The sequence below is a fragment of the Bacillus sp. BR3(2024) genome, from assembly GCF_039134555.1.
In the GTDB taxonomy this organism is placed as follows: Bacteria; Bacillota; Bacilli; order Bacillales; family Bacillaceae_G; genus Bacillus_A; species Bacillus_A cereus.
This window is the reverse complement of record NZ_CP152433.1, coordinates 1,162,895-1,185,475: the sequence shown is the minus strand read 5'-3', so window position 1 is coordinate 1,185,475 and position 22,581 is coordinate 1,162,895. Positions and strand designations below refer to the sequence as shown.

Sequence of the window (22,581 nt, the reverse complement as noted above, 5' to 3'; positions counted from 1 at the left end):
TTTACACCTCTTCCATATAACGTTTTATACTCTCTACATCTTTATCCCCGCGGCCAGATAAACAAATGACAAGCCCTTCGTCTGTCTTCATTTGCGGCGCTAATTTTAACGCGTATGCGATAGCATGTGAACTTTCTAACGCCGGGATAATGCCTTCTTTTTTCGTTAATAATTGAAATGTTTCTAATGCTTCTTCGTCTGTTATCGACTGATAAGAAACGCGGCCAATATCTTTTAGCAAGCTATGTTCTGGACCAACACCTGGATAATCAAGTCCTGCTGAAATAGAGTGTGCTTCTTGAATTTGTCCTTCTTCGTTTTGCAGAAGATACATCATTGATCCGTGGAGAACGCCAACGCTTCCTTTCGTTAAAGTTGCTGCATGCTTTTCTGTATGAACGCCTTTTCCAGCTGCTTCTACGCCGTAAAGAGCAACTTCTTCATCATGTACAAATGGATAAAACATTCCCATCGCGTTACTGCCACCGCCAATACAAGCAACGACTGCTTCTGGTAACTTTCCTTCTAACGCCTCATATTGTTTTTTCGTTTCATTTCCAATTACACTTTGGAAATCACGTACAATTTGCGGGAATGGATGTGGTCCGAGAACAGATCCCATAATGTAGTGCGTATCATGCACATGTGAAACCCAGTAACGAAGCGCCTCGTTTACCGCATCTTTTAATGTACCACTACCTGCCGCTACACTTTCTACTTTCGCTCCGAGTAATTCCATTCGGAACACATTTAATTTTTGACGTCTTACATCTTCTTCTCCCATAAAAATGACGCATTCTAATCCGAGAAGAGCACATACAGTAGCTGTTGCAACTCCGTGTTGTCCAGCTCCTGTTTCAGCGACAACTTTTTTCTTGCCCATTCGCACTGCAAGTAGTGCCTGACCGATTGTATTGTTAATTTTATGAGCTCCTGTATGATTCAAATCTTCACGTTTTAAATAAATCTTTGCACCTCCGCAATACTTCGTCATATTTTCAGCGAAATAAAGCGGTGTTTCTCTTCCGACGTACGTTTTTAAATAATGATTTAATTCCTTTTGAAATGCTTCATCTTGCATCGCTTCTTTATATGCTTCTTCTAGTTCTAGTACAGATTGCATTAACGTTTCTGGAACGTATCGTCCTCCGTATATACCGTAATGTCCTTTTTCATCTGGATATGCGTAGTTCATTTGGAACACTCCTTTGCTTTTATAATAAATTGTTTTATTTTCTCTACATCTTTCTTTCCTTCTGTCTCTACTCCGCTGCTCACATCGACCATATAAGGCCGAACAGTTCGAATTGCTTCTTCTATATTAAGAGCGTTTAATCCACCAGCTAATATCGTTTTCTTTCGCAATTCTTTTGGCATATGCCCAAGTAGTTCCCATGAAAATGTCTTTCCATTTCCTCCATGAAACTTTTCTTTCGGGCTATCAAATAATATATAATCCGTTTCATACCTTTGAGCGTTTTTCATATCACTCTCTGAAGTTACTCCTAGCGACTTTATAGACGGAATATTCAATCTTCTAATTTGATGATTGTCTTCATCCCCATGTAGTTGTACATGTGTTAACCCACACTCATCTGCAATTTTCCGGATCACTTCTACTGATTCATTTACGAAAACACCAATTTTTAACACGTTGGCTGGAAGCTCCTGAATGATTTCTTTCGCTCTCTTTGGAGTGATTTTCCGTTTACTTTCTGCAAAAACAAATCCGAGTGCATCTGCGCCGTATTCGCACGCACTTTTCGCTGTTTCCACATCAGTGATGCCGCAAATTTTCACTTTCATATATTCACCTTACAATCTTCAAAAAAACTACTAATAGAAGATGATGTCATAAGCGCCTCTCCAACTAATACACCTTTGGCCCCAGCTCTTTTAACACGAATAATATCTTCTTTTGAATGAATGCCACTTTCACTAATCCAAAGTAGTTTCTCCTCATTCAATCTTTTTCCAAGCTTTTCCGTTTGGCTTAAATCTACTTCGAACGTTTTTAAATTACGATTATTAATGCCAATAACGTGCGGATTTAATACAATCGCAGTTTCTAATTCCTGTTCATCATGAACTTCAACAATCGCTTCCAATCCTTTTTCTAACACGTAGCTATACAACTCTTTTAACTTCTCTTTCGTTAACGCTGCTACAATTAGTAAAATAATATCTGCTCCCGCTTCATATGCTCTATCAATTTGAATCTTATCGATTATGAAATCTTTACATAAAAGCGGAATGTTACTTTCTTCTCTTGCTGTTTGTAAATCGTGAAACGACCCTTTAAAAAATTGACCATCTGTTAAAACAGATACTGCTCCTGCACCACATTTCTCATATGTTCCCACTTGTTTTCGTACGTCAACGTGTAAATTGATATCTCCTTTTGATGGTGATGCTCGCTTTACTTCTGCAATGACAGTAAACTGCTGTAACGCTTCTACAAGTGAATGTGTCTTTCTTTTTGTTTTTACTGGTGTATATATTTCATACAACTCCGCAACTTCCCTTTGCTTCTGTTCTACAATTTCATCTAAAATCGTCCCCACTTTAGTTCACCCTTTCTAATTTTTCATTGCTTGCTGCAATTAATAAGTTTAATTTGGTTAATGCTTTTCCAGAGTCAATGCTATGTGCCGCGAGTTTAATTCCTTCTTCAATCGTTTCCGTTTTTCCATTTGCGAAAAGAGCTAGACCTGCATTTAATAAAACTGTATCACGATAAACACTCTTTTCTCCGCTCAATACTTCAAGCGTAATCTTTGCATTTTCTTTTGAATTCCCCCCTCTAATTTCTTCATTTTTCACTCTTGAAAAACCATACTTTTCTGGATCAATACTCATTTCTACTATTTCATTATCTTTTAAAAAGACTACGTGATTTTCCCCTTGTAATGACGCTTCATCTAAAAAACCACTTCCATTTACGACAAGCGCTTGTTTCCGGCCTAACTTTTGTAATACTTCTGCAACTGGTAATAACATATCTCGTTTATAAATACCGACAAATTGTGTTTCTAAATTCACTGGATTTGTTAAAGGACCAATTAAATTAAAGATCGTCGGCACGTTTAACTCTTTTCTTATTTTCATAATGCGCCTTAGTGCTGGATGCATCACTGGTGCAAATAAAAATGCAATGCCCACATGCTCTAGTAAATAATCAATTTCGTTTGGCGTACTACTAATATTTACACCTAGTTCTTCTAATAAGTCTGCACTTCCTGTTTTACTAGAAACAGCACGATTACCATGTTTTGCAACCTTTACACCTGCTCCTGCCAGTACGAATGCTGATGTTGTGCTAATATTAAACGTTTGAGCACCGTCACCACCCGTCCCGCAATTGTCCATTGCTCCTTGTATATGGTTCGAAAACGGCAATGCCTTTTCGCGAAGAGCTCGAACGAGACCGTATATTTCTTCTGCAGTTTCACCTTTCGCTTTCAGTAAGACTAAGAAAGCTGCAATTTCACTTTCTAATATGTTTTCACTTAATAAAAGTAGTCCTGCTTTATACATTTCCTCTTCTGTTAAATGTTGACCCTCCACTAATTTACGAAGATAGTTATTCATACTCTTTCCTCCTCTTTTATTTCTGTTAAAAAGGCACGTATTAACTTTCCGCCTTCTTCTGTTGCGATTGATTCCGGATGAAACTGTAATCCGAAGAGCGGATAATAATTGTGACGGACTGCCATTATCTCTCCATCGTCCATCGCTGTCGCTAATATGTCAAAACACTCTGGCAAGCTCGTTTGCTCTGCAACAAGGGAATGATAGCGCATTGCCGTTAGCGGCTGTGTAGCGTATGAAAAGATTGACGTTCCGTTATGTTTCACACGCGATGTTTTTCCATGTTTAATACATTCTGCTCTAACAATGTCTCCTCCAAATGCAGCTATGATCGCTTGGTGGCCAAGACAAATCCCTAATATGGGAACGTTCTTATAAAAATGACGGATGACGTCGATACAAATGCCAGCATCCTCTGGTTTTCCTGGTCCTGGTGAAAGTACAATTCCTCTTGGATTCACCTCTTCTAACTGTTCTATCGTTATTTCATCATTTCTTACAACTACAATTTCTTCTTCATGTTCGCCTAACAGTTGATACAAGTTATATGTGAACGAATCGTAATTATCGATAAGTACAATCATTTCATTACCTCCAAAAGCGCTCTCGCTTTATTTAATGTTTCTTCATATTCAGCTACTGGATCTGAATCGTAAACGACTCCTGCTCCTGCCTGAACATATGCTTTTTCATCCTTTACGACCATCGTTCGAATGGCGAGCGCCATATCAAGATTTCCTGAAAAACTAACGTATCCAACTGCACCAGCGTATACATTTCTTTTTTCATTCTCTAGTTCATTTATAATTTCCATCGCTCTAATTTTCGGAGCTCCAGAAACCGTCCCTGCTGGTAAGCAATACGCTAACGCATCAAATCCGCCCATTTGTTTTTGCAATGTTCCGTAAACTTCGGATACAATGTGCATAACGTGAGAATATTTTTCTACTTTCATATATTTATCTATCGTAACCGAGCCGATTTCACTCACTCTACCAATATCGTTTCGCCCAAGATCTACAAGCATCATATGCTCTGCTCGCTCTTTCTCATTGCCTAACAGTTCTTTTGCGATTTCCTCATCTTCCCTCTTCGTTTTCCCCCTCGGCCTTGTACCAGCAATTGGATTCGTCATCACTTTATCCTCCCTTACTGATAGTAAACTTTCCGGCGAGGAACCGAGTACAACATAATCTTGAAAATCGATATAGAACATATATGGTGATGGATTTGCAATTCGAAGTTTTCGATATAACGCGAATGGATCACCAATACATTCACTTTGTAAACGCTGTGACAGTACAACTTGGAATATGTCTCCCGCTCTTATATATTCTTTCGCCATTTCTACCATCTCACAAAACTCTTTTTCCGTTATAGAAGAAGTGAATGATAATGGGGATTGTATTGCATTTACTTCAGCTTCTTCTCCTTGTAGCACTTCCTCTTTGTATACTCGTAGCCTTTCGTATACTTCTTCATAATCTGCTGAATCATCTTGCCTGCATACATATACAAACGACAACTTTTGGCGTAAATGATCGTAAACGATAAACTCACGATATAGTAAAAGGTGTACTTCCGGAATATTTAATGGGTCGTGTAAATCCGCTCCAATGTTTTCATACTGCCGAATGACATCATATCCAATATAACCAACTGCTCCCCCGCAAAATGGAAATGGACTCTCTACTTGAGCTGACGCGATCACTTCTTCTAACACTTGAAGTACGTTACTTTGCAACTTTTCTGACCGGCCGTAAATCGTTCGTTCCACTTCCGTACCAACGCTTTTCACTTCTCCATAAGGATTACATCCTAAGTAAGAATAACGCCCTTTATCTTGATGAAGCTGTGAACTTTCTAATAAGAATTTCTTCTTCCCTTTCATACGTCTATATAAAGAAATTGGCGTAATGCTATCTCCTTCTTCTTCAGTGATTACTAAAAATGTCTTTCTCTCTCTTTTTTGTTTTATAAATTCTTCTTTCGTCATCATGTCCTTCACCTCGCCCTGAAAAATAAAAAAATCCTCTACATATCGAAAATATGTAGAGGACGATAAATATACCGTGGTACCACCTCGTGTTGGATGCAAAAGCATCCCGCTTTGTTCAGGTACAAAATTTATACCTTATCCTTGTAACGGCGGAACCCGGGTTGCCTACTGAAAATAATTGTTCAGCATACCTCTCGTAAGCCCATTCCGTATATGGTACCGTACCGGGCTCCCACCTATTCCCGGCTCTCTGTAACGTCTCCAATATACGTACTCTTCTTACTTAAACGATTTCACTTATTTAATTTTTTATACACAAAAAGGGAGTACTCATCCTATAGAAAGGACGGGTACTCCCGTGGTGCCACCTTAATTCGTTACAAATGTAACGCACTTTACCGTATCAAAAACAATACGTGTCTCTTGTATCGATGAGATCATGTCGCCAAAGCCTACTTCTTTCGTTTCGGTTTGGAAGCTCCGAAGCCCATTCCACATCAATTCCATACTGATTCGCACCAACCATCAGCTCTCTGACATGTTCATCATGTGTACTCTTCTTCATCAACGCTTGCATTTTTTTAAGTTGCACTCATTATAGACCTAACTTTTTTCACAAGTCAATACTTTTCCAAAAATTTTATTTTTCTTTCCTTTCAATATTATATTGACAAAACAACCTCTTTTTATGTAAATATAATAAATACTCTATTAAAAATAAGGTTTTTTGTATGAATATTATATATTAAAAAAGTAAAATGACATCAAAAAACGCTTACATTTCTGAAAATTCGTATTTCTATATGGATTTTTCAGAATAATCATGATAGATTATAAAGTGAAACTTTAATCAGTGAGGGTTTTGTTCTCCCCACTGATTATTAGTTGAACCAATCGGGCATTTACGGGCAGTTGATCTCCCACCTAATTTCCTTGCCCAGCCAATTTTAAGGTGGGAGTTTTACTGCCCGTTTATGCGGGATAAATATGCATAACGCATCAAAAGACATGACAAAAGGAAGGGGAACTACATGAGTACACAGATGTTAACTTTAACTTCTATCTCAATTTACATGCTCGGGATGTTAGTCATTGGCTATTTCGCCTATAAACGAACGTCCAACTTAACAGATTATATGCTTGGCGGGCGTACACTAGGCCCCGCAGTAACAGCATTAAGTGCTGGAGCATCCGATATGAGTGGTTGGCTTTTAATGGGGTTACCCGGTGCAATGTTTAGCGTTGGATTAAGTAGTAGTTGGATTGCGATCGGCCTAACACTAGGCGCATACGCAAACTGGCTTTATGTCGCTCCTCGCTTACGTACCTACTCAGAAATTGCAAATAACTCTATTACTATCCCAGAATTTTTGGAACACCGTTTCCACGACAAATCTCATATGCTACGTTTAGTATCTGGACTTGTTATTATGATTTTCTTTACTTTCTATGTAGCTTCAGGATTAGTTTCAGGCGCTGTATTATTTGAAAATTCATTTGGCATGAACTATCATGTTGGATTATTCATTGTAGCTGGCGTTGTTGTCGCTTACACATTATTTGGTGGTTTCTTAGCAGTAAGTTGGACAGACTTCGTGCAAGGAATCATTATGGTAGTTGCTCTTATTCTTGTTCCTACCGTTACAATTATGAATGTAAATGGACTTGGTCCTGCATTTAGTACAATTAAATCGATTGATCCAACATTATTAGATATTTTTAAAGGTACTTCTGTATTAGGAATTATTTCATTATTCGCATGGGGCCTTGGTTATGTTGGACAACCTCATATTATCGTACGCTTTATGGCAATCTCTTCTGTAAAAGAGATTAAAAGTGCACGAAGAATTGGTATGAGCTGGATGATTTTCTCTGTTGTCGGAGCTATGTTTACCGGTCTTATCGGTATTGCATACTACTCACAACAAGAGTTGACATTATCTAATCCAGAGACAATTTTCCTTGAACTTGGGAAAATTTTATTCCATCCACTTATTACTGGATTTTTATTAGCAGCCATTCTAGCAGCGATTATGAGTACAATTTCATCACAGCTACTCGTTACTTCTAGTGCTGTAACTGAAGATTTATATCGTACATTCTTCAAACGTTCTGCATCTGATAAAGAACTTGTATTTGTCGGTCGTATGGCTGTACTTGTTATTGCATTAGTTGGGTGCGCATTAGCGTTTAAACAAAATGATACGATTTTAGCTCTTGTTGGATACGCTTGGGCTGGATTTGGTTCTTCATTCGGACCTGCTATTTTATTAAGCTTATATTGGAAACGTATGACGAAGTGGGGCGCACTTGCCGGTATGATTTCTGGTGCCGCTACTGTTATTATATGGACTCAATTCAAATTCTTAAAAGATTTCTTATATGAAATGATTCCAGGTTTCGCTATTAGTTTACTAGCCATCGTAATTGTTAGTTTACTAACACAACCTTCAAAAGAAGTTAAAGAGCAATTTGAGGATTTCGAAAAACAACATCGTCATAATTTATAAAAAAATCTCTGCTGTTATCATAACAGCAGAGATTTTTTACAGTTCGACAATCTTCTTATCAAATTTAACAAATTCTTTATGTTTCGTTAAATTTAACATAACACTACTCCTTTATAGTATGAGTATCAGCACTTATACAGAAAGGGGACTCCAACATGTTAGCAGCTTTCCAGCAACAACAAACACGAAAATTTTCACCTATCACAAATACTTCTGCGTCTTGTTTAAACATGCAACCTAACCCGCCTAAAATTTCAATTGCTCCTTCTGTTATTTCAGTCATCGGTGTTCATATGGAAAAACATAAATTAAAAATAAAAACAGGACAAAACATTGTGTTATCAGCTTCCATTTTACCAATACAAGCAACGAATAAAGAGCTTATTTGGTCAAATATGAATTCTGATATCATCACCATATATCCAAAAGGTGACACCGTGACGATTACTGGAAAAAGTGCAGGTAAAGCAGTCGTAATTGTCACAACTGCTGAAGGCAAATTTCGTGACCTATGTGTCATTCATGTACAACCTTATATGACAAATCCAAAGTAAAAGAGTGGCTTCATAGCCACTCTTTTACTTGATTTCAATATTTGAGTTTTTACTTTTTACAAGATTAATAAAAAACTTGGATATAACCATACATCTTTTTTTGATGGAAATTCCACTAAACTTTCCCTCTCTTGATTTAAGTCAATGAATCTCCTCCTCTTCCCTATTACAATGAAAACAATATTAGAAAAGGAGGACGTATTATGACTGAACGAAAGTACGCCTTATTTGCTAGCACATCTCTTCTTGTTATGGCATTCATTGCATTTTTCTCTTACGGTTTTGTTCATGGAAATCTCGTTATACAAGGAGATGCGAGTACAACATTCCATAATATCCAAACTTCAAATTCACTTTTCAAAGCGGAAATTTTCGGGTGGATTATCATTTTTATCACTGATATTGTCGCCGCGTGGGCTCTTTATTTCTTTCTAAAACCAATTCATACTAGCCTCTCATTACTAGCCGCTTTACTTCGTCTTATGTATACAGCTATACTTGGGATTGCTATATTCAATCTAATATTGGTATTATTGCTTTCAAAAAATACAATTGCGAATCCAGAAACATATACAATGTTGTTTCTCAGTGCATTCGAATACATTTGGTCTGTAGGATTGATCATTTTTGGATTGCATCTTTTCGTTTTAGGCTATGTAGCTTTTCTCTCTAAACAGATACCAAAGTTTATTAGTATACTGCTGTTCATTGCTGCTACCGGTTATATGCTAATTCACGTCATGAATACAATGTTTACACAATACGATACAATGATTTCAATCATACAATCACTATTCCAATTACCTATGATTGCAGGTGAATTAGGACTTGCGATATGGCTACTATTGAAAGGTGGTAAACACTCTAATTAAGCCGTTTCTTAATTCTACTTAATGATTCTGGTGTCATGCCAAGATAGCTTGCTAGCTGATATTGTGGAACGCGATGAATTAAATACGGGCGTTTTCGTAACAATGTTTTATATCGCTCTTCTGGTGTCGATGAGATAAATACAGCAAGTTCATCTTGTACTTCACCGAAATTGTACTCGATCATTTTACGCGTCATTTCTTCTAATTGTGAATACTTATTATACATGTCCTTTTCACTATGTAGATCACCAACAACTACAGTACAATCTTCTAAACACGTTAACGTATATGATGAAGATTTATCTTGTTTATGATGGTTGAAATTCGAAATTGCCTGTTCTTCTGTATAAAAATTTGATGTAACTTCTTTCCCTGCTTCATCTATACTATGTTGCCTAACGCATCCTTTTAATACAAAATAACATTTTAACGGAACATTTCCTTGTCTTAGGAGCACTGTTCCTTTTTTATATTCTTCAATTTGTAAGTCACTGAGGATCATTTGCTGCTCTTCTTCACTTAGTGTTGTAAATCTATTCATATACTTCTTTAATATCTCTTAAATTTTCTTCCCCCTTCTACGCCCGTATTTCTATAAAACAAAAAGAGAAGTATCACAACTTCTCTTTTCTCCCCTAACACTATAATTCCTGTGTATACACTGGCTCATTTACGACATTTTTTGCTGTTCGCTTTTGTTGCTGCAGTAAGAAAACAGATACACCAAACAATACGAGCATGCTACCGATAATTTGCATTGCATTTAATTTTTCTCCAAGTAAAAAGAACGCAAGTATAGAGGCTCCAACAGGTTCTCCTAAAATACTCATTGAAATTGTCGTTGCATTTACATAATTTAATAGCCAGTTATTAATTACATGTGACACTGTCGGCACAACCGCAAGTAAAAGAAAAACAGTCCAATCCCACTTCGTATAACCTGTAAAGGGTACTTGTAATATAACATTATAAATCCCCATAAAAAGGCCTGCGAACGCAAAGACTGTAAAGCTATAAATCCAGTGCGATACTTTCTTCACTGTCGTTTGCCCGATAAATAAATAACCGACAACCGCTATTACACTTAGAAAGGATAATATGTCACCATAAATTGCTTGCTTACTTAAACCTAAATCTCCCCAACCAATGCACATTACTCCTAAAATAGCGATTCCCATCGTTGCAATGGCTGAATATGTTGTTCTTTCTTTAAATAGAAAAAAACCTCCAACTAAAGATACGATTGGTTGAAGTGCCAAAATAATTGTTGAACTAGCAACTGTTGTATGCTTTAAAGATTCAAACCATAAAAGAAAATGAAGTGCTAAAAAGAAACCAGATCCAATTAAAAAGCCCCAATCTTTCATTTGAATCCTATTAAATTCCTCTCTTTTTTTCCATACGATAGGCAGCATAATAAGTACGATAATCCATAAGCGGTACATACTTAATATTGAAGATGGTGCTGAGGACATCTTTACAAAAACTGCTGCAAAGGAAATGGCAATTATAGAAATAGCCAATGGTAGTGCGATTGATTTTTCTTGTTTCAAATCCTGTCTCCCCTCTCACCTGTCAAAAATCCCACTTCATTATATCCGTTTTCTTTCGTAACTTAAATACTAATTTTTTAGATTCTTCGTACCATTATGGTAAAATAGAAATTAAGGCACCAATTAGTGAATATTTCTTTCCTTTTCACTACAAGCGTCGCTCTTACAATCGTTACAGTAAATTTTTATTTAGGGGGATCTACATGAGTCAAACAATAGGGAGAATTGAAGAAATTTCATTTTATAGCGCATCACTTCAAGAAGATGTTACACTTCTCGTTTATTTACCAGTAAATTACACACCACTGCACAAACATACAGTTGTAATTGCACAAGATGGTAGAGATTATTTTCAGCTCGGTAAAGCGCACCGTGTAATTGAGCGCCTTCGTGAAACCGAAGAAATTGACCGTACAATTATTGTCGGTATTCCATATAAAAATGTACATGATCGTAAAGAAAAATATTTCCCAAATGAAGTGAAAAATGCTGCATATATTCGTTTCCTTGCTCATGAACTTGCACCATATATTGATGAAAATTATCCAACGTATCAAATGGGAAAAGGTCGTGTTTTAATTGGTGATTCTCTTGGCGGAACAGTTTCCTTTATGACTGCACTTATGTATCCGCATACATTCGGTAAAGTCGTTATGCAATCACCATTTGTGGATGAGACAGTGATGAACTTAGCAAAAGAATTCAAAGATCCACAGGCGTTAGAACTGTATCACGTCATCGGTACAGAAGAAACGGCTGTAAAGCGTACTGATGGACAAGTATCTGATTTCGTAGGGCCGAACCGTGAGTTAAATACGCTTCTTACAGATAGAAACTTCATCACGCATTACGAGGAATTTGAAGGCAATCATACTTGGAAATATTGGCAGACTGATTTACCGAAAGCCTTCTCTCATATTCTATCAATGAAATAATAGAGAGCAGTATTCAGAATAATTTGATATAATAGATAAAGAGATTTATTTATCTCAAAATCTAACTAGACTTACAAAGGGAGGAATTGGAACATGAAATTAGGCATTGTAATTTTTCCATCTAAAATGATTCAAGATAAAGCGAACGGATTGCGTAAACGTTATGACCCGCACTACGCATTAGTTCCGCCACATATTACATTGAAAACACCCTTTGAGGCGCAAGATGAACAATTAGAGTCGATTGTAAACGAGTTACATACAATCGCAAGTAAAACGAACCCTTTCACCCTTCATGTTGGGAAAGTTGGTTCTTTCGCACCTGTTAATAACGTCCTTTACTTTAAAGTAGAAAAAACACCTGAACTTACTTTCTTAAATGAAGAAATGCATAGCGGGTTATTCACGCAAGAACGCGAATATGCTTTCGTACCTCATTTAACAATCGGACAAGGCTTATCAGATGCAGAGCATGCTGATGTGTTGGGCCGATTACGTATGAAAGATTTCTATTACGAACAACCAATTGATCGTTTCCATCTTCTATATCAATTAGAAAATGGAACATGGACTGTACACGAAACATTCCGTCTTGGAAAGGGGAACAACTAATTTGCACGCACAGATTGTACAAACGGACGAACAACTAAGAGATGCATTCTCTGTACGTAAACAAGTGTTTGTAAATGAACAACATGTCTCTGCTGAAGAAGAGTACGATGAGTTTGAAGAAACTTCAACACACGTTGTTATATATGACAATGATGTTCCAGTTGGTGCTGGACGTTTTCGCATCCTTGATGGTATAGGAAAAATAGAACGCATTTGCGTGCTAAATTCCCATCGCAAAAAAGGCATCGGAAAAATTGTTATGGATTCGCTTGAAGCGTATGCAAAAGAAAATTCGCTACCAAAATTGAAACTTCACGCTCAAACACATGCTGAAGATTTCTATAAAAAACTTGGATATGTAACAAGTTCTGATGTATTTATGGAAGCAAATATCCCGCACGTCGTAATGATAAAAGAATTGTAATTTGAAAGCAGGAGGTGACCCCTCCTGTTTTTTTACATTGCTATTTTCTTTTTCTTCCGCTAAAGTTAAATGTTGATGCTATAGTTTTGAAGGTGAACATATGACACAAGAAAAATTTTCACAAAAATTGTTAACACACGCTGATATTCCGCGTGCGACATATCATATTCCGAAAACATCTACCCATTTAATTATGGAAGAAGATGTAGATGCGGCTTATTTCCGCGCTCTCGAGCAACAAAATGTTTTTTTAAACGAAAAACAATTAGAAGCCGTGCGCACAACAGAAGGTCCTGTTCTTACACTAGCTGGTGCCGGAAGCGGGAAAACATCTGTTTTAACAACTCGCGTTGGTTATTTAGTAAATGTAAAACAAGTTCATCCACGAAATATTTTATTACTTACATTTACACAAAAAGCAGCTGAAGAAATACGAAGTCGTGTTGCGAAGTTACCAGGTATGAATCATGCAGCAAGTAGCTACGTTGTTGCTGGTACATTCCACTCTGTTTTCTTAAAATTGCTTCGTAGTCAAGGGTATAATCAGCAAATTTTAGCAAATGAAAAACATAAACAAATTATGATAAAGAAAATCTTAAAAGAATTGCGTTTAAAAGACGATTACGATGCGGAAACGATGCTCGCGATGATTTCACTTGAAAAAAACAAATTAAATCGTCCGAAAGATGTAAAAGCGAAAACACCAGTGGAACAAGAATTTAAAGAAGTATATGAACGTTTTGAAGAGGTAAAACAACGATACAATTATATTGATTTCGATGACATCTTATTGGAAACATATTATATGTTAGAAAATAATGCTCCTTTACTAACTCAATTACAACAACGTTTTCACTACATTGAAGTAGATGAGTTTCAAGATACATCCTATGCACAATATGAAATTGTAAAATTGTTAGCCACGCCAAGAAATAATTTGTTCATCGCAGGTGATGATGATCAAGCAATTTATGGCTGGCGAGGGGCAAGTCACCAAATTATTTTATCTTTTCCAAAAGAATTTGATAACACAACAATCATTGCACTAAATACGAATTATCGATCCAATCCCTTTATCGTCGGGCTTGGAAATGAAGTTATAAAATTAAATCAAGAACGTTTTGATAAAGAGCTATACTCCGTTCGTGAAGAAGGTGTACAACCTTTTTATGCAAGACCTGCTACGACTCTTGACGAAGCAAATCAAATTTTGCAGCTCATTCAAGAAAAAGTAGATAGCGGTGACCGAAACTATAAAGATTTTTGTTTACTGTATCGCACACATTCTGTAAGTCGTTCGTTACTTGATCAGCTTACCATTCATAAAGTCCCGTTTATTAAACACGGGGCGAGCCAATCATTTTATGAACATTCTTTAATCAAGCCTGTATTAGATCATTTAAGACTCGTGATTGAGCCGTTTCGACTAGAATCACTTTCAAACATATTGCCGACGATGTATATCGGACGTGATGATTGTATTTCATTTATTGAACGTGAACAATGGAAATATGGTGAGGGGCGCTTCCCTTCTCTTCTTCATTTCTTACTATTAAATCCAAGCTTAAAACCTTTTCAAGTGAAAAAGGTAAATGAGCGCATCGATTTTATTAAATTTATTAAAGAATTAGAACCGAAAAAAGCATTAAAAGAAATCATTCATGGTAAAGGAAAATATTTAGAATACTTACAAAGTAATGATCGTTCTTCCTTTACGATGCATAAAGACATACAAGAAGAAATGTTGGAAGAATTAATGGAGTCTGCAACTCGTTTCACCGATATTCCAGCTTATTTACAATTTATCGACGAGGCGATTCAAGGTCAAAAAGAAATGGAAGCATTAAAAACAATGCCGCAAAAAGATGCCGTTTCACTTATGTCAATCCATAACGCAAAAGGCCTTGAATTTCCATGTGTCTTTTTACTTGGAGCGAGTGATGGAATCCTGCCCCACACTTCTTCTTTAAAAGATGCAAACGATCGTATTACGGAAACTTCTGAAGCGTTAGAAGAAGAACGCCGATTACTGTATGTCGCCATTACACGTGCGAAAGAAGAACTTTACATTTCTTCTCCGCAATTTTTCAGAGGAAAGAAATTAGATATATCTCGTTTTTTATATACTGTGCGAAAAGATTTACCTGAAAAGACATCCACTAAATAAGGATGTCTTTTTTTATATCACGTTATGTACATCCCTCCTATATAAATTCCTTGTTTTTATCGTGAGAATTAACGTAATATCAGCCATATTCCACTCATATTGTAATAGTGTATGTCAGAACTCACGAGAAGGAGTGAACATAATGAGCTGCAATTGTAATGAAGATCATCAACATGAGTGTGATTTCAACTGTGTATCGAATGTTGTTCGTTTTATACATGAACTACAAGAATGTGCAACGACAACATGTGGATCTGGTTGCGAAGTTCCATTTTTAGGTGCACATAACAATGCATCAGTAGCGAATACACGTCCTTTTATTTTATACACAAAAACTGGAGAACCTTTTGAAGCATTTGCACCATCTTCAAGCCTTACTAGCTGCAGATCTCCCATTTTCCGCGTAGAAAGTATAGATGATGATGACTGTGCTGTATTGCGTGTATTAACTGTAGTTTTAGGTGATGGTACCGCTGTACCACCTGGTGACGACCCAATCTGTACGTTTTTAGCTGTACCAAATGCAAGACTAATATCAACCTCCACTTGCATTACTGTTGATTTAAGTTGCTTCTGCGCTATTCAATGCTTACGCGATGTTTCTATTTAAAACTAAATAATGAGTTAAGCATGGATTGGGTGGCAGATAATTCTGCCACCCAATCCATGCTTAACGAGTATTCTTATGTAAATTTCTTAAAATTGGGAACTTGTCTAGAACATAGAACCTGTCCTTTTCATTAACTGAAAGTAGAAACAGATAAAGGAGTGAAAAACATGTTCTCTTCTGATTGCGAATTTACTAAAATCGATTGCGAGGCGAAGCCAGCTAGTACACTACCTGCCTTTGGTTTTGCTTTCAACGCGTCTGCACCTCAGTTTGCTTCACTATTTACACCACTATTATTACCTAGCGTAAGTCCAAACCCAAATATTACTGTTCCTGTAATAAATGATACAGTAAGTGTCGGAGATGGCATTCGAATTCTACGAGCTGGTATTTATCAAATCAGTTATACATTAACAATTAGTCTTGATAACTCACCTGTTGCACCAGAAGCTGGTCGTTTCTTCTTATCATTAAATACACCAGCTAATATTATTCCTGGATCAGGTACAGCAGTTCGTTCTAACGTTATTGGTACTGGTGAAGTAGACGTATCCAGCGGTGTTATTCTTATTAACTTAAATCCTGGTGACTTAATTCAAATTGTGCCAGTTCAGTTAATTGGAACTGTAGACATTCGTGCTGCAGCATTAACAGTTGCACAAATTAGCTAGTAAAAAGCGGTATTTCTAATACAGAAATACCGCTTTTTATATATAATAAAAAACACTCACAGTAGCATGAGTGTTTCATTCTTCATATTGTTTTATTGTGTTCTTCTTTTTCCCACAATTGCATCCCTTTTTCTTCACAAATCCTTGTTGTTGTAATTGTTCTTGATATGCCTGTTGTTGTGCTTGGTGTTGTTGCTGTATATGATACCACTGCTGCAGGTCATATGAATTTTGCCTTGGATTATTGCTCACAGCAAACATCTCCTCTACTGTCAATTCTGTCTATTTACTATATGAACAACTCTTTATTTCCGTTCCCTCATTCTTTTAAACTCCGCTTTTTCTCTTATTATGAAAATATATTATTCTCCCATAAAATATCCTGTAATCGTTTCAATGATTGCTGCTGCTCCTGCAATGGCTAATAATGCAAGTAACGGTTCTGCAACGATAGGAATCCAATTATATAAGACTAATAAAAAAGCACTAACCCATACACCTGTACACCAATAACAGCTTAACAATTCGCCAATCCACTTTCTTAATCCTTTACCTTTCACTTTTGTAAACGTTGATACACTTCCATCCGGCTCCGTAATCTCTAATTCATCAATAAATGGTCTTCGCAAAAAGGCTGTAATTTTATCATAAACAATTAAACGAGTGAGCCTAAAAGCAGCTAACGCAAAAATAAAAAATAAAAGCCAGCTTGTAAACAGCATGATTCCACCTTCCCTTATCCTCTTTCGCCTATTTAAAAAAAAAGGTCTTGAGATTGTGACCAAATCTCCTCGACTCCAATATCTTATTAATGTAAATACAAACAAGAAGATAAGGAGTGACATTAATGAGTTGTAACGAAAATAAACACCATGGCTCTTCTCATTGTGTAGTTGACGTTGTAAAATTCATCAATGAATTACAAGATTGTTCTACAACAACATGTGGATCTGGTTGTGAAATCCCATTCTTAGGTGCACACAATACTGCATCAGTAGCTAATACACGCCCTTTTATTTTATACACAAAAACTGGAGAACCTTTTGAAGCATTTGCACCATCATCAAGCCTTACTAGCTGCCGTTCTCCAATTTTCCGTGTGGAAAGTGTAGATGACGATAGCTGTGCTGTACTACGTGTATTAACTGTAGTTTTAGGTGACAGTTCTCCGGTACCACCTGGTGACGATCCAATTTGTACGTTTTTAGCTGTACCAAATGCAAGATTAATATCTACAACTACTTGCATTACTGTTGATTTAAGCTGTTTCTGTGCGATTCAATGCTTACGCGACGTTTCTATCGTAAAGTAAACTAAAAAACTATTGGGGTGGTAGAAGCTTTCTACCACCTTTACATATTTAAAAACCGGCCATACTAATCGATTGGATATCATCTATAGACAGCCTAATATCTCTCATACTATTTTGCGGCATAATAGATACAATGCCATTTCGATACGATATGATCGATCCAACATATGAGACTGTAGCTGTTTTTATTCTGCACCTTACTTTCGGAATGTAATGAGGGCGGTTTAGTAAAAAATGAATTTTTTCATCATTATTCATATCCTTAAATGATTTATTATACGGGACAGTTCTTACTGGTTCTGGTTCTTGCTCTTCTTGCTCTTCTTGTTCTGCGTGTTCTTCTTTTTCTTCTATTTTTTCTTCCACTTGCTGCTCTTCTTGTTGTTCTGGTTCTATTACCTCTTCCACAGCACTACTTACAATATTTTCTTGTCTATTACTTTTCTCTTTTTGATCTTCATTTTCAAAGTTTGTCAGGATAATCCTTTTTATTTTCGGTGCAGCAAGTTCTAAACTTACTTGCGTGATATATAACAACGGTTTTCCAACTGTTGAACTTTTATTTTTATTCTTCACACTCGTCCCTCCCACTTCCATACGTAGCTAAATAAATCGTGTACTATTATAGTTATATTCATCACGTGGTAAGAACTTTCGTTAAAAATCGTTCTTTCTCAGAACAAATAAAAAGGACAATCTCAGCATTTAGAGATTGTCCTTTAAAAATTAATATTATATTTATCCTAGGATATGATACCCTGAATCAACATGAATGTTTTCTCCTGTTACACCGCGTGCTAAATCACTGAATAGGAATACTGCTGTATCGCCAACTTCTTCTTGCGTTGTTGTACGACGAAGTGGTGCGCGCTCCTCAATTTCTCTTAAGATTGAGTTGAAATCGCCTACACCTTTTGCAGATAACGTACGAATTGGTCCTGCAGAAATAGCGTTAACACGAATACCGTGTTGACCTAAATCGTTCGCTAAATATTTCACGCTCGCTTCTAATGAAGCTTTCGCAACACCCATAACGTTATAATTTTTCACAACGCGCTCGCCGCCAAGGTATGTTAACGTTAAAATATTTCCGCCTTCTGTCATTACTTTTTTTGCTTCTCTTGCTACAGCTGTTAAAGAGAATGCACTAATATTTTGTGCAAGTAAAAATCCATCGCGAGAAGTATCTACAAATTCACCTTTTAAGTCATCGCGATTTGCAAAAGCAATACAATGTGCTACACCGTGAATAGTACCTACTTCTTGTTTAATTGTTTCAAAGCAAGCTGTAAGTTCCTCATCATTCGTTACATCACAAGGTAATACAAGTGATTCTTGTCCTTCTAATGTGTCCGCTAATTCACGAACGTTTCTTTCTAAACGTTCTCCTGCATATGTGAATATTAATTTTGCACCTGCATTATGCAAAGAGCGAGCTATTCCCCATGCAATACTTCTTTGGTTCGCAACGCCCATAACAACAAATGTTTTCCCTTGTAATAGTTCCATGATATATCCTCCCAGAAATACTTATACTTGTTATTAGTACCTGATACTATAATTATAGTACCATAAAACCGCTTAAAGGCAAACAAAAAAGTCATTAACAGAAATTTGTTAATGACTTTTGGTTTCTATAAAAAACCGCTCTAATCCTTCTTCCCAAGACGGCATTTGTGAAAAACCATTTAATCTTAGCATGTTATGTTGAAAAATAGAATATTTGGGCCTCGCAGCCGCAGCCCCGAATTCTTCCGTTGAAACAGGTAATACATTCACTTTCATATTGGCGTACGAAAATATCTTTTGTGCAAATTCAAACCAAGAGCATGAACCTCTGTTTGATACGTGGTATGTACCGTATAAAGAAGTATGAATGAGCTTATTAATAACCATATTCAAATCCGCCACATACGTAGGAGAGCCAACTTGATCCGCTACAACAGATATTTCATCTCTTTCTTTTCCTAATCGCATCATCGTTTTCACGAAATTATTCCCATATTTACCATATAGCCACGATGTGCGAACGATAAAATATTTATTATGTAACTCTTTGACGAACTGCTCCCCCGCATACTTAGAGGCCCCATATATATTTATCGGCGCTGGACTATGAAATTCGTCGTATCCATCTGGTCTGGCGCCTTGAAATACATAATCAGTACTAATATAAACTAGCTTCGCCCCTACTAATTGTGAAGCAACCGCTACATTTCGAGCTCCGATTGCATTTATTCTATATGCAAGATCCTGTTCTTTCTCCGCATGATCTACTTTCGTATAGGCAGCACAATGAATAATTATATGTGGTTTTATTTCTTGTACCACTTGTTGTATTCGGGATATATTTGTCACATCTAATAACTTTTTATCAAATGGATATATATCATATTCTTCAGAGTCTAACTCTTCAAATAGTTGCTTTCCTAATTGACCGTTTGCTCCTGTTATGATAACCCTCTCTTTCATTTAACATGCCCCTTACTGGTCTTTTAGTGGTTTCCACCATTCCTTATTCTTTTCATACCATTTCACCGTCTCTTGTAATCCTTGTTCAAACGTATATTTCGGTTCCCAATCAAATTCATTCTTCATTTTCTCTGCATCAATCGCATAACGACGATCGTGCCCTAAACGATCTGTAACATATTCAATGTCTTTTTTTGTTTTTCCTAAAAGAGTAATAATTTGTTCCACAACTTCTACATTTGTTTTTTCATTATTTCCACCTATATTATATACTTCTCCTACACGTCCCTTATGCAAAACAACGTCAATCGCACTGCAATGATCCGTTACATGTAACCAATCTCTTACATTTAAACCATCACCATATAACGGTAGTTTTTTTCCTTCCAGTGCATTCGTAACCATTAACGGAATTAATTTTTCGGGATACTGGTACGGCCCATAATTGTTAGAACAACGCGTTACTATAACCGGTAATTGATATGTTTTATAGTAAGATAGAGCTATCATGTCCGCGCTCGCCTTACTTGAAGAATATGGACTATTTGGAGCTAACGGCGTTTTCTCTGTGAACTTCCCTGTTTTTCCTAAAGAGCCATACACTTCATCCGTTGATACTTGCACAAGTTTTATATGCGAATATTTTTTAACTAGTTCTAATAAAGTGACCGTCCCAATTACATTTGTATCATAAAAAGGAATCGGATTTTCAATACTACGGTCCACATGTGATTCAGCTGCAAAATTTACAATCACTTGTACATCCCGCTCTTTTATAACGTGTTCTAATAGCTCTCCATTTTGAATTTCTCCCTTTACAAAAGAGTAATTCGGGTGATCCTGAAGAGATTTTACGTTATTTAAATTCCCGCTATATGTTAATGCATCGTAATTAATAATTTTATACGTTTCATAACTTTGTAGCATGTAATGAACGAAATTACTTCCAATAAATCCAGCCCCACCTGTTACTAATATATTCATAAACAACGCTCCTACTTAAAAACTATCTTCATATTCCTCTAATAATGGTAATATCTGATCCTTATCGGACAATATAGGATCGGTTACTGGCCAAGGAATTGCTAAATCTTTATCTTCCCAAAGTAATCCTGAGTCATGCTCTGCGCTATAATATTCATCTACTTTATACATAACGATAGTATGCGGAACAAGCGTGCAAAATCCATGCGCAAACCCTTTTGGCACTAGTAATTGCCGATGGTTATCTGCACTTAAAATATATCCTTTCCATTGTTTAAATGTTGGTGATTTTTTTCGTAAATCAACGATAACATCATAAATTGCCCCTTGCATAACTTGAATGAGTTTCGTTTGTGCTTTCGGTTTTTTTTGAAAGTGTAGTCCCCGAATCGTTCCTGCCTTAGCCGAATAAGATACGTTATCCTGTACAAATGAATACGTTATCCCTAATGTTTCTAGCACCTGCTTATTATAACTCTCTGAAAAAAAGCCACGCTCGTCTCCAAACAACCTCGGTTCTAACAATTTTGCATCGGTAAAATTTGTTTCTACAACTTTCATATTCTCACCTATTCTCCGTTAAACTGTTTCCCAAAATTAATATCACGCGCTAACGTATTCGCCTTTTGAAGCGAAGCATGAGTTCCCGCATCAGTCCACCAGCCGTTCATTTCATTATAAGTAAGTACCCCTCGTTTTAAATACCAATTATTTATATCTGTAATTTCAAGTTCTCCCCGTGCAGAAGGTTTTAATTCTTTAATATAAGAAAAGACTTTCGAATCATACAAATAAATTCCCGTAACCGCATAAGAACTTTTCGGCTCTTTCGGCTTTTCTTCAATTTCAACTATTTTTCGGTTTTGAATATGTGCTACGCCAAATCTTTCGGGATCTTCTACAGATTGCAATAGCACTTTCGCACCTTCTTTTTGATTTGCAAACTCTTCAACATACGGAAGAATATCATCTGAAAAAATATTATCCCCTAATATAACTACCATACGATCATTCCCGACGAAATCTTCACAAAGCCCTAACGCCTGTGCGATCCCGCCCGCTTTATCTTGCACACGATACGTAAAGGACACTCCAAATTCATGACCACTCCCTAAAAAGCTAACAACATCCCCCATATGCTCTTTACCCGTAATAATCATAATATCTGTAATATCGCATTGTTTTAGCTTATATACCGCATGATAAATCATCGGATACCGACCAACAGGAAGTAAATGTTTATTCGTTACTTTCGTTATTGGATATAATCTCGATCCAGTACCACCTGCTAAAATAATTCCTTTCACTTTGCATC

At 36.6% G+C, this 22,581-nt stretch carries 26 protein-coding genes and 2 other annotated features; of the genes, 10 read left to right on the top strand and 16 right to left on the bottom strand.

Features of this window, described 5'->3' with window-relative positions:
* Position 1: 1 nt before the first annotated feature.
* Genes trpB through trpE form a run of 6 tightly spaced genes read right to left on the bottom strand, consistent with a single transcriptional unit; the run spans position 2 to position 5,590 of the window.
* A complete protein-coding gene (gene trpB, locus V7S45_RS06135; protein ID WP_025690136.1) occupies positions 2-1,195 on the bottom strand; it encodes a tryptophan synthase subunit beta in 1,194 nt (397 codons plus the stop codon).
* Positions 1,192-1,806: a phosphoribosylanthranilate isomerase gene (locus V7S45_RS06130; protein WP_000865147.1), complete on the bottom strand. Its 615-nt coding sequence runs from the start codon at positions 1,804-1,806 to the stop codon at positions 1,192-1,194. The genes trpB and V7S45_RS06130 overlap by 4 nt, the downstream gene beginning before the upstream one ends.
* Positions 1,803-2,564: an indole-3-glycerol phosphate synthase TrpC gene (trpC, locus tag V7S45_RS06125; protein WP_000536678.1), complete on the bottom strand. Its 762-nt coding sequence runs from the start codon at positions 2,562-2,564 to the stop codon at positions 1,803-1,805. Before trpC ends, V7S45_RS06130 begins: the two co-directional genes overlap by 4 nt.
* 1 nt (position 2,565) lies before the next feature.
* Positions 2,566-3,591, bottom strand: coding sequence for an anthranilate phosphoribosyltransferase (gene trpD / locus V7S45_RS06120; RefSeq protein ID WP_025690138.1), 1,026 nt, complete (start codon positions 3,589-3,591; stop codon positions 2,566-2,568).
* The gene (locus V7S45_RS06115) at positions 3,588-4,175 is read right to left on the bottom strand and encodes an aminodeoxychorismate/anthranilate synthase component II (RefSeq protein WP_000636322.1); all 588 of its coding nucleotides are present in this window, start codon (positions 4,173-4,175) and stop codon (positions 3,588-3,590) included. Before V7S45_RS06115 ends, trpD begins: the two co-directional genes overlap by 4 nt.
* Positions 4,172-5,590, bottom strand: coding sequence for an anthranilate synthase component I (gene trpE / locus V7S45_RS06110; protein WP_025690139.1), 1,419 nt, complete (start codon positions 5,588-5,590; stop codon positions 4,172-4,174). The genes V7S45_RS06115 and trpE overlap by 4 nt, the downstream gene beginning before the upstream one ends.
* 52 nt (positions 5,591-5,642) lie before the next feature.
* Positions 5,643-5,887 (bottom strand) — a binding site (T-box leader).
* Between the two features lie 42 nt (positions 5,888-5,929).
* Positions 5,930-6,167, bottom strand: a binding site (T-box leader).
* A gap of 454 nt (positions 6,168-6,621) precedes the next feature.
* On the opposite strand from trpE, the gene putP reads away from it, so the two are divergent.
* The 3 genes from putP to V7S45_RS06095 all read left to right on the top strand — a co-directional run bounded on the left by putP (position 6,622) and on the right by V7S45_RS06095 (position 9,526).
* Complete coding sequence (putP, locus tag V7S45_RS06105; protein ID WP_025687709.1) at positions 6,622-8,100, top strand: sodium/proline symporter PutP; 1,479 nt, start codon at positions 6,622-6,624, stop codon at positions 8,098-8,100.
* 155 nt (positions 8,101-8,255) lie between these two features.
* Positions 8,256-8,654 carry an Ig-like domain-containing protein gene (locus V7S45_RS06100; RefSeq protein ID WP_000878734.1) on the top strand — a complete coding sequence of 133 codons (399 nt, stop codon included), beginning with the start codon at positions 8,256-8,258 and terminating at the stop codon, positions 8,652-8,654.
* Between the two features lie 203 nt (positions 8,655-8,857).
* Complete coding sequence (locus V7S45_RS06095) at positions 8,858-9,526, top strand: DUF4386 domain-containing protein (RefSeq protein ID WP_025687710.1); 669 nt, start codon at positions 8,858-8,860, stop codon at positions 9,524-9,526.
* Here the strand turns inward: V7S45_RS06095 and V7S45_RS06090 are convergent.
* The gene (locus V7S45_RS06090; protein WP_232732725.1) at positions 9,519-10,067 is read right to left on the bottom strand and encodes a Crp/Fnr family transcriptional regulator; all 549 of its coding nucleotides are present in this window, start codon (positions 10,065-10,067) and stop codon (positions 9,519-9,521) included. The two genes, V7S45_RS06095 and V7S45_RS06090, sit on opposite strands and share 8 nt — an antisense overlap.
* Positions 10,068-10,167: 100 nt before the next feature.
* Entirely contained in the window at positions 10,168-11,079 is a 912-nt protein-coding gene (locus tag V7S45_RS06085; RefSeq protein ID WP_000806939.1) for a DMT family transporter, read from the bottom strand.
* 203 nt (positions 11,080-11,282) lie between these two features.
* On the opposite strand from V7S45_RS06085, the gene V7S45_RS06080 reads away from it, so the two are divergent.
* The 6 genes from V7S45_RS06080 to exsF all read left to right on the top strand — a co-directional run bounded on the left by V7S45_RS06080 (position 11,283) and on the right by exsF (position 16,498).
* Positions 11,283-12,014, top strand: a complete 732-nt coding sequence (locus V7S45_RS06080; RefSeq protein WP_000084013.1) for an alpha/beta hydrolase-fold protein — start codon at positions 11,283-11,285, stop codon at positions 12,012-12,014.
* A 93-nt stretch (positions 12,015-12,107) separates the two neighbouring features.
* Positions 12,108-12,626 carry a YjcG family protein gene (locus V7S45_RS06075; RefSeq protein WP_000765863.1) on the top strand — a complete coding sequence of 173 codons (519 nt, stop codon included), beginning with the start codon at positions 12,108-12,110 and terminating at the stop codon, positions 12,624-12,626.
* A 1-nt stretch (position 12,627) separates the two neighbouring features.
* The gene (locus tag V7S45_RS06070) at positions 12,628-13,050 is read left to right on the top strand and encodes a GNAT family N-acetyltransferase (protein ID WP_025687711.1); all 423 of its coding nucleotides are present in this window, start codon (positions 12,628-12,630) and stop codon (positions 13,048-13,050) included.
* A gap of 100 nt (positions 13,051-13,150) precedes the next feature.
* Entirely contained in the window at positions 13,151-15,217 is a 2,067-nt protein-coding gene (locus tag V7S45_RS06065; protein WP_342761695.1) for an ATP-dependent helicase, read from the top strand.
* 142 nt (positions 15,218-15,359) lie between these two features.
* Positions 15,360-15,827 (top strand): spore coat protein CotY, encoded by a 468-nt coding sequence (cotY, locus tag V7S45_RS06060; RefSeq protein WP_001277719.1) that lies wholly within the window; start codon positions 15,360-15,362, stop codon positions 15,825-15,827.
* Between the two features lie 167 nt (positions 15,828-15,994).
* Positions 15,995-16,498, top strand: coding sequence for an exosporium protein ExsF (gene exsF / locus V7S45_RS06055; RefSeq protein WP_000492939.1), 504 nt, complete (start codon positions 15,995-15,997; stop codon positions 16,496-16,498).
* A gap of 75 nt (positions 16,499-16,573) precedes the next feature.
* Here the strand turns inward: exsF and V7S45_RS06050 are convergent, their stop codons facing one another.
* Both V7S45_RS06050 and V7S45_RS06045 read right to left on the bottom strand, forming a co-directional pair.
* Positions 16,574-16,759 (bottom strand): hypothetical protein, encoded by a 186-nt coding sequence (locus V7S45_RS06050; RefSeq protein WP_029948404.1) that lies wholly within the window; start codon positions 16,757-16,759, stop codon positions 16,574-16,576.
* 101 nt (positions 16,760-16,860) lie between these two features.
* Complete coding sequence (locus tag V7S45_RS06045) at positions 16,861-17,220, bottom strand: DUF1360 domain-containing protein (protein WP_000899662.1); 360 nt, start codon at positions 17,218-17,220, stop codon at positions 16,861-16,863.
* A 125-nt stretch (positions 17,221-17,345) separates the two neighbouring features.
* On the opposite strand from V7S45_RS06045, the gene exsY reads away from it, so the two are divergent.
* Positions 17,346-17,810 carry an exosporium assembly protein ExsY gene (gene exsY, locus V7S45_RS06040; protein WP_001277744.1) on the top strand — a complete coding sequence of 155 codons (465 nt, stop codon included), beginning with the start codon at positions 17,346-17,348 and terminating at the stop codon, positions 17,808-17,810.
* A gap of 48 nt (positions 17,811-17,858) precedes the next feature.
* Here exsY and V7S45_RS06035 read toward each other — a convergent pair whose 3' ends face one another.
* The 6 genes from V7S45_RS06035 to V7S45_RS06010 all read right to left on the bottom strand — a co-directional run bounded on the left by V7S45_RS06035 (position 17,859) and on the right by V7S45_RS06010 (position 22,573).
* Positions 17,859-18,407 carry a spore coat CotO family protein gene (locus V7S45_RS06035; protein WP_089607289.1) on the bottom strand — a complete coding sequence of 183 codons (549 nt, stop codon included), beginning with the start codon at positions 18,405-18,407 and terminating at the stop codon, positions 17,859-17,861.
* A gap of 141 nt (positions 18,408-18,548) precedes the next feature.
* Positions 18,549-19,319, bottom strand: a complete 771-nt coding sequence (fabI, locus tag V7S45_RS06030; protein ID WP_000421886.1) for an enoyl-ACP reductase FabI — start codon at positions 19,317-19,319, stop codon at positions 18,549-18,551.
* 108 nt (positions 19,320-19,427) lie between these two features.
* Positions 19,428-20,282, bottom strand: coding sequence for a dTDP-4-dehydrorhamnose reductase (gene rfbD / locus V7S45_RS06025; RefSeq protein ID WP_000664653.1), 855 nt, complete (start codon positions 20,280-20,282; stop codon positions 19,428-19,430).
* Between the two features lie 12 nt (positions 20,283-20,294).
* A complete protein-coding gene (gene rfbB, locus V7S45_RS06020; protein WP_001024171.1) occupies positions 20,295-21,266 on the bottom strand; it encodes a dTDP-glucose 4,6-dehydratase in 972 nt (323 codons plus the stop codon).
* 15 nt (positions 21,267-21,281) lie between these two features.
* Positions 21,282-21,827 (bottom strand): dTDP-4-dehydrorhamnose 3,5-epimerase, encoded by a 546-nt coding sequence (rfbC, locus tag V7S45_RS06015; RefSeq protein ID WP_000869415.1) that lies wholly within the window; start codon positions 21,825-21,827, stop codon positions 21,282-21,284.
* Positions 21,828-21,835: 8 nt separating this feature from the next.
* Positions 21,836-22,573, bottom strand: coding sequence for a sugar phosphate nucleotidyltransferase (locus V7S45_RS06010; protein ID WP_000676157.1), 738 nt, complete (start codon positions 22,571-22,573; stop codon positions 21,836-21,838).
* Between the last annotated feature and the right edge of the window lie 8 nt (positions 22,574-22,581).

What these genes read in the sequence shown, in the direction of transcription:
- trpB (WP_025690136.1), bottom strand. Translation starts at nt 1,195, where the DNA reads ATGAACTACGCATATCCAGATGAAAAAGGACATTACGGTATATACGGA.
- V7S45_RS06130 (WP_000865147.1), bottom strand. Translation starts at nt 1,806, where the DNA reads ATGAAAGTGAAAATTTGCGGCATCACTGATGTGGAAACAGCGAAAAGT.
- trpD (WP_025690138.1), bottom strand. Translation starts at nt 3,591, where the DNA reads ATGAATAACTATCTTCGTAAATTAGTGGAGGGTCAACATTTAACAGAA.
- V7S45_RS06115 (WP_000636322.1), bottom strand. Translation starts at nt 4,175, where the DNA reads ATGATTGTACTTATCGATAATTACGATTCGTTCACATATAACTTGTAT.
- trpE (WP_025690139.1), bottom strand. Translation starts at nt 5,590, where the DNA reads ATGATGACGAAAGAAGAATTTATAAAACAAAAAAGAGAGAGAAAGACA.
- putP (WP_025687709.1), top strand. Translation starts at nt 6,622, where the DNA reads ATGAGTACACAGATGTTAACTTTAACTTCTATCTCAATTTACATGCTC.
- V7S45_RS06100 (WP_000878734.1), top strand. Translation starts at nt 8,256, where the DNA reads ATGTTAGCAGCTTTCCAGCAACAACAAACACGAAAATTTTCACCTATC.
- V7S45_RS06095 (WP_025687710.1), top strand. Translation starts at nt 8,858, where the DNA reads ATGACTGAACGAAAGTACGCCTTATTTGCTAGCACATCTCTTCTTGTT.
- V7S45_RS06090 (WP_232732725.1), bottom strand. Translation starts at nt 10,067, where the DNA reads ATGAATAGATTTACAACACTAAGTGAAGAAGAGCAGCAAATGATCCTC.
- V7S45_RS06080 (WP_000084013.1), top strand. Translation starts at nt 11,283, where the DNA reads ATGAGTCAAACAATAGGGAGAATTGAAGAAATTTCATTTTATAGCGCA.
- V7S45_RS06075 (WP_000765863.1), top strand. Translation starts at nt 12,108, where the DNA reads ATGAAATTAGGCATTGTAATTTTTCCATCTAAAATGATTCAAGATAAA.
- V7S45_RS06065 (WP_342761695.1), top strand. Translation starts at nt 13,151, where the DNA reads ATGACACAAGAAAAATTTTCACAAAAATTGTTAACACACGCTGATATT.
- cotY (WP_001277719.1), top strand. Translation starts at nt 15,360, where the DNA reads ATGAGCTGCAATTGTAATGAAGATCATCAACATGAGTGTGATTTCAAC.
- exsF (WP_000492939.1), top strand. Translation starts at nt 15,995, where the DNA reads ATGTTCTCTTCTGATTGCGAATTTACTAAAATCGATTGCGAGGCGAAG.
- V7S45_RS06050 (WP_029948404.1), bottom strand. Translation starts at nt 16,759, where the DNA reads ATGTTTGCTGTGAGCAATAATCCAAGGCAAAATTCATATGACCTGCAG.
- V7S45_RS06045 (WP_000899662.1), bottom strand. Translation starts at nt 17,220, where the DNA reads ATGCTGTTTACAAGCTGGCTTTTATTTTTTATTTTTGCGTTAGCTGCT.
- exsY (WP_001277744.1), top strand. Translation starts at nt 17,346, where the DNA reads ATGAGTTGTAACGAAAATAAACACCATGGCTCTTCTCATTGTGTAGTT.
- V7S45_RS06035 (WP_089607289.1), bottom strand. Translation starts at nt 18,407, where the DNA reads ATGGAAGTGGGAGGGACGAGTGTGAAGAATAAAAATAAAAGTTCAACA.
- fabI (WP_000421886.1), bottom strand. Translation starts at nt 19,319, where the DNA reads ATGGAACTATTACAAGGGAAAACATTTGTTGTTATGGGCGTTGCGAAC.
- rfbD (WP_000664653.1), bottom strand. Translation starts at nt 20,282, where the DNA reads ATGAAAGAGAGGGTTATCATAACAGGAGCAAACGGTCAATTAGGAAAG.
- rfbB (WP_001024171.1), bottom strand. Translation starts at nt 21,266, where the DNA reads ATGAATATATTAGTAACAGGTGGGGCTGGATTTATTGGAAGTAATTTC.
- rfbC (WP_000869415.1), bottom strand. Translation starts at nt 21,827, where the DNA reads ATGAAAGTTGTAGAAACAAATTTTACCGATGCAAAATTGTTAGAACCG.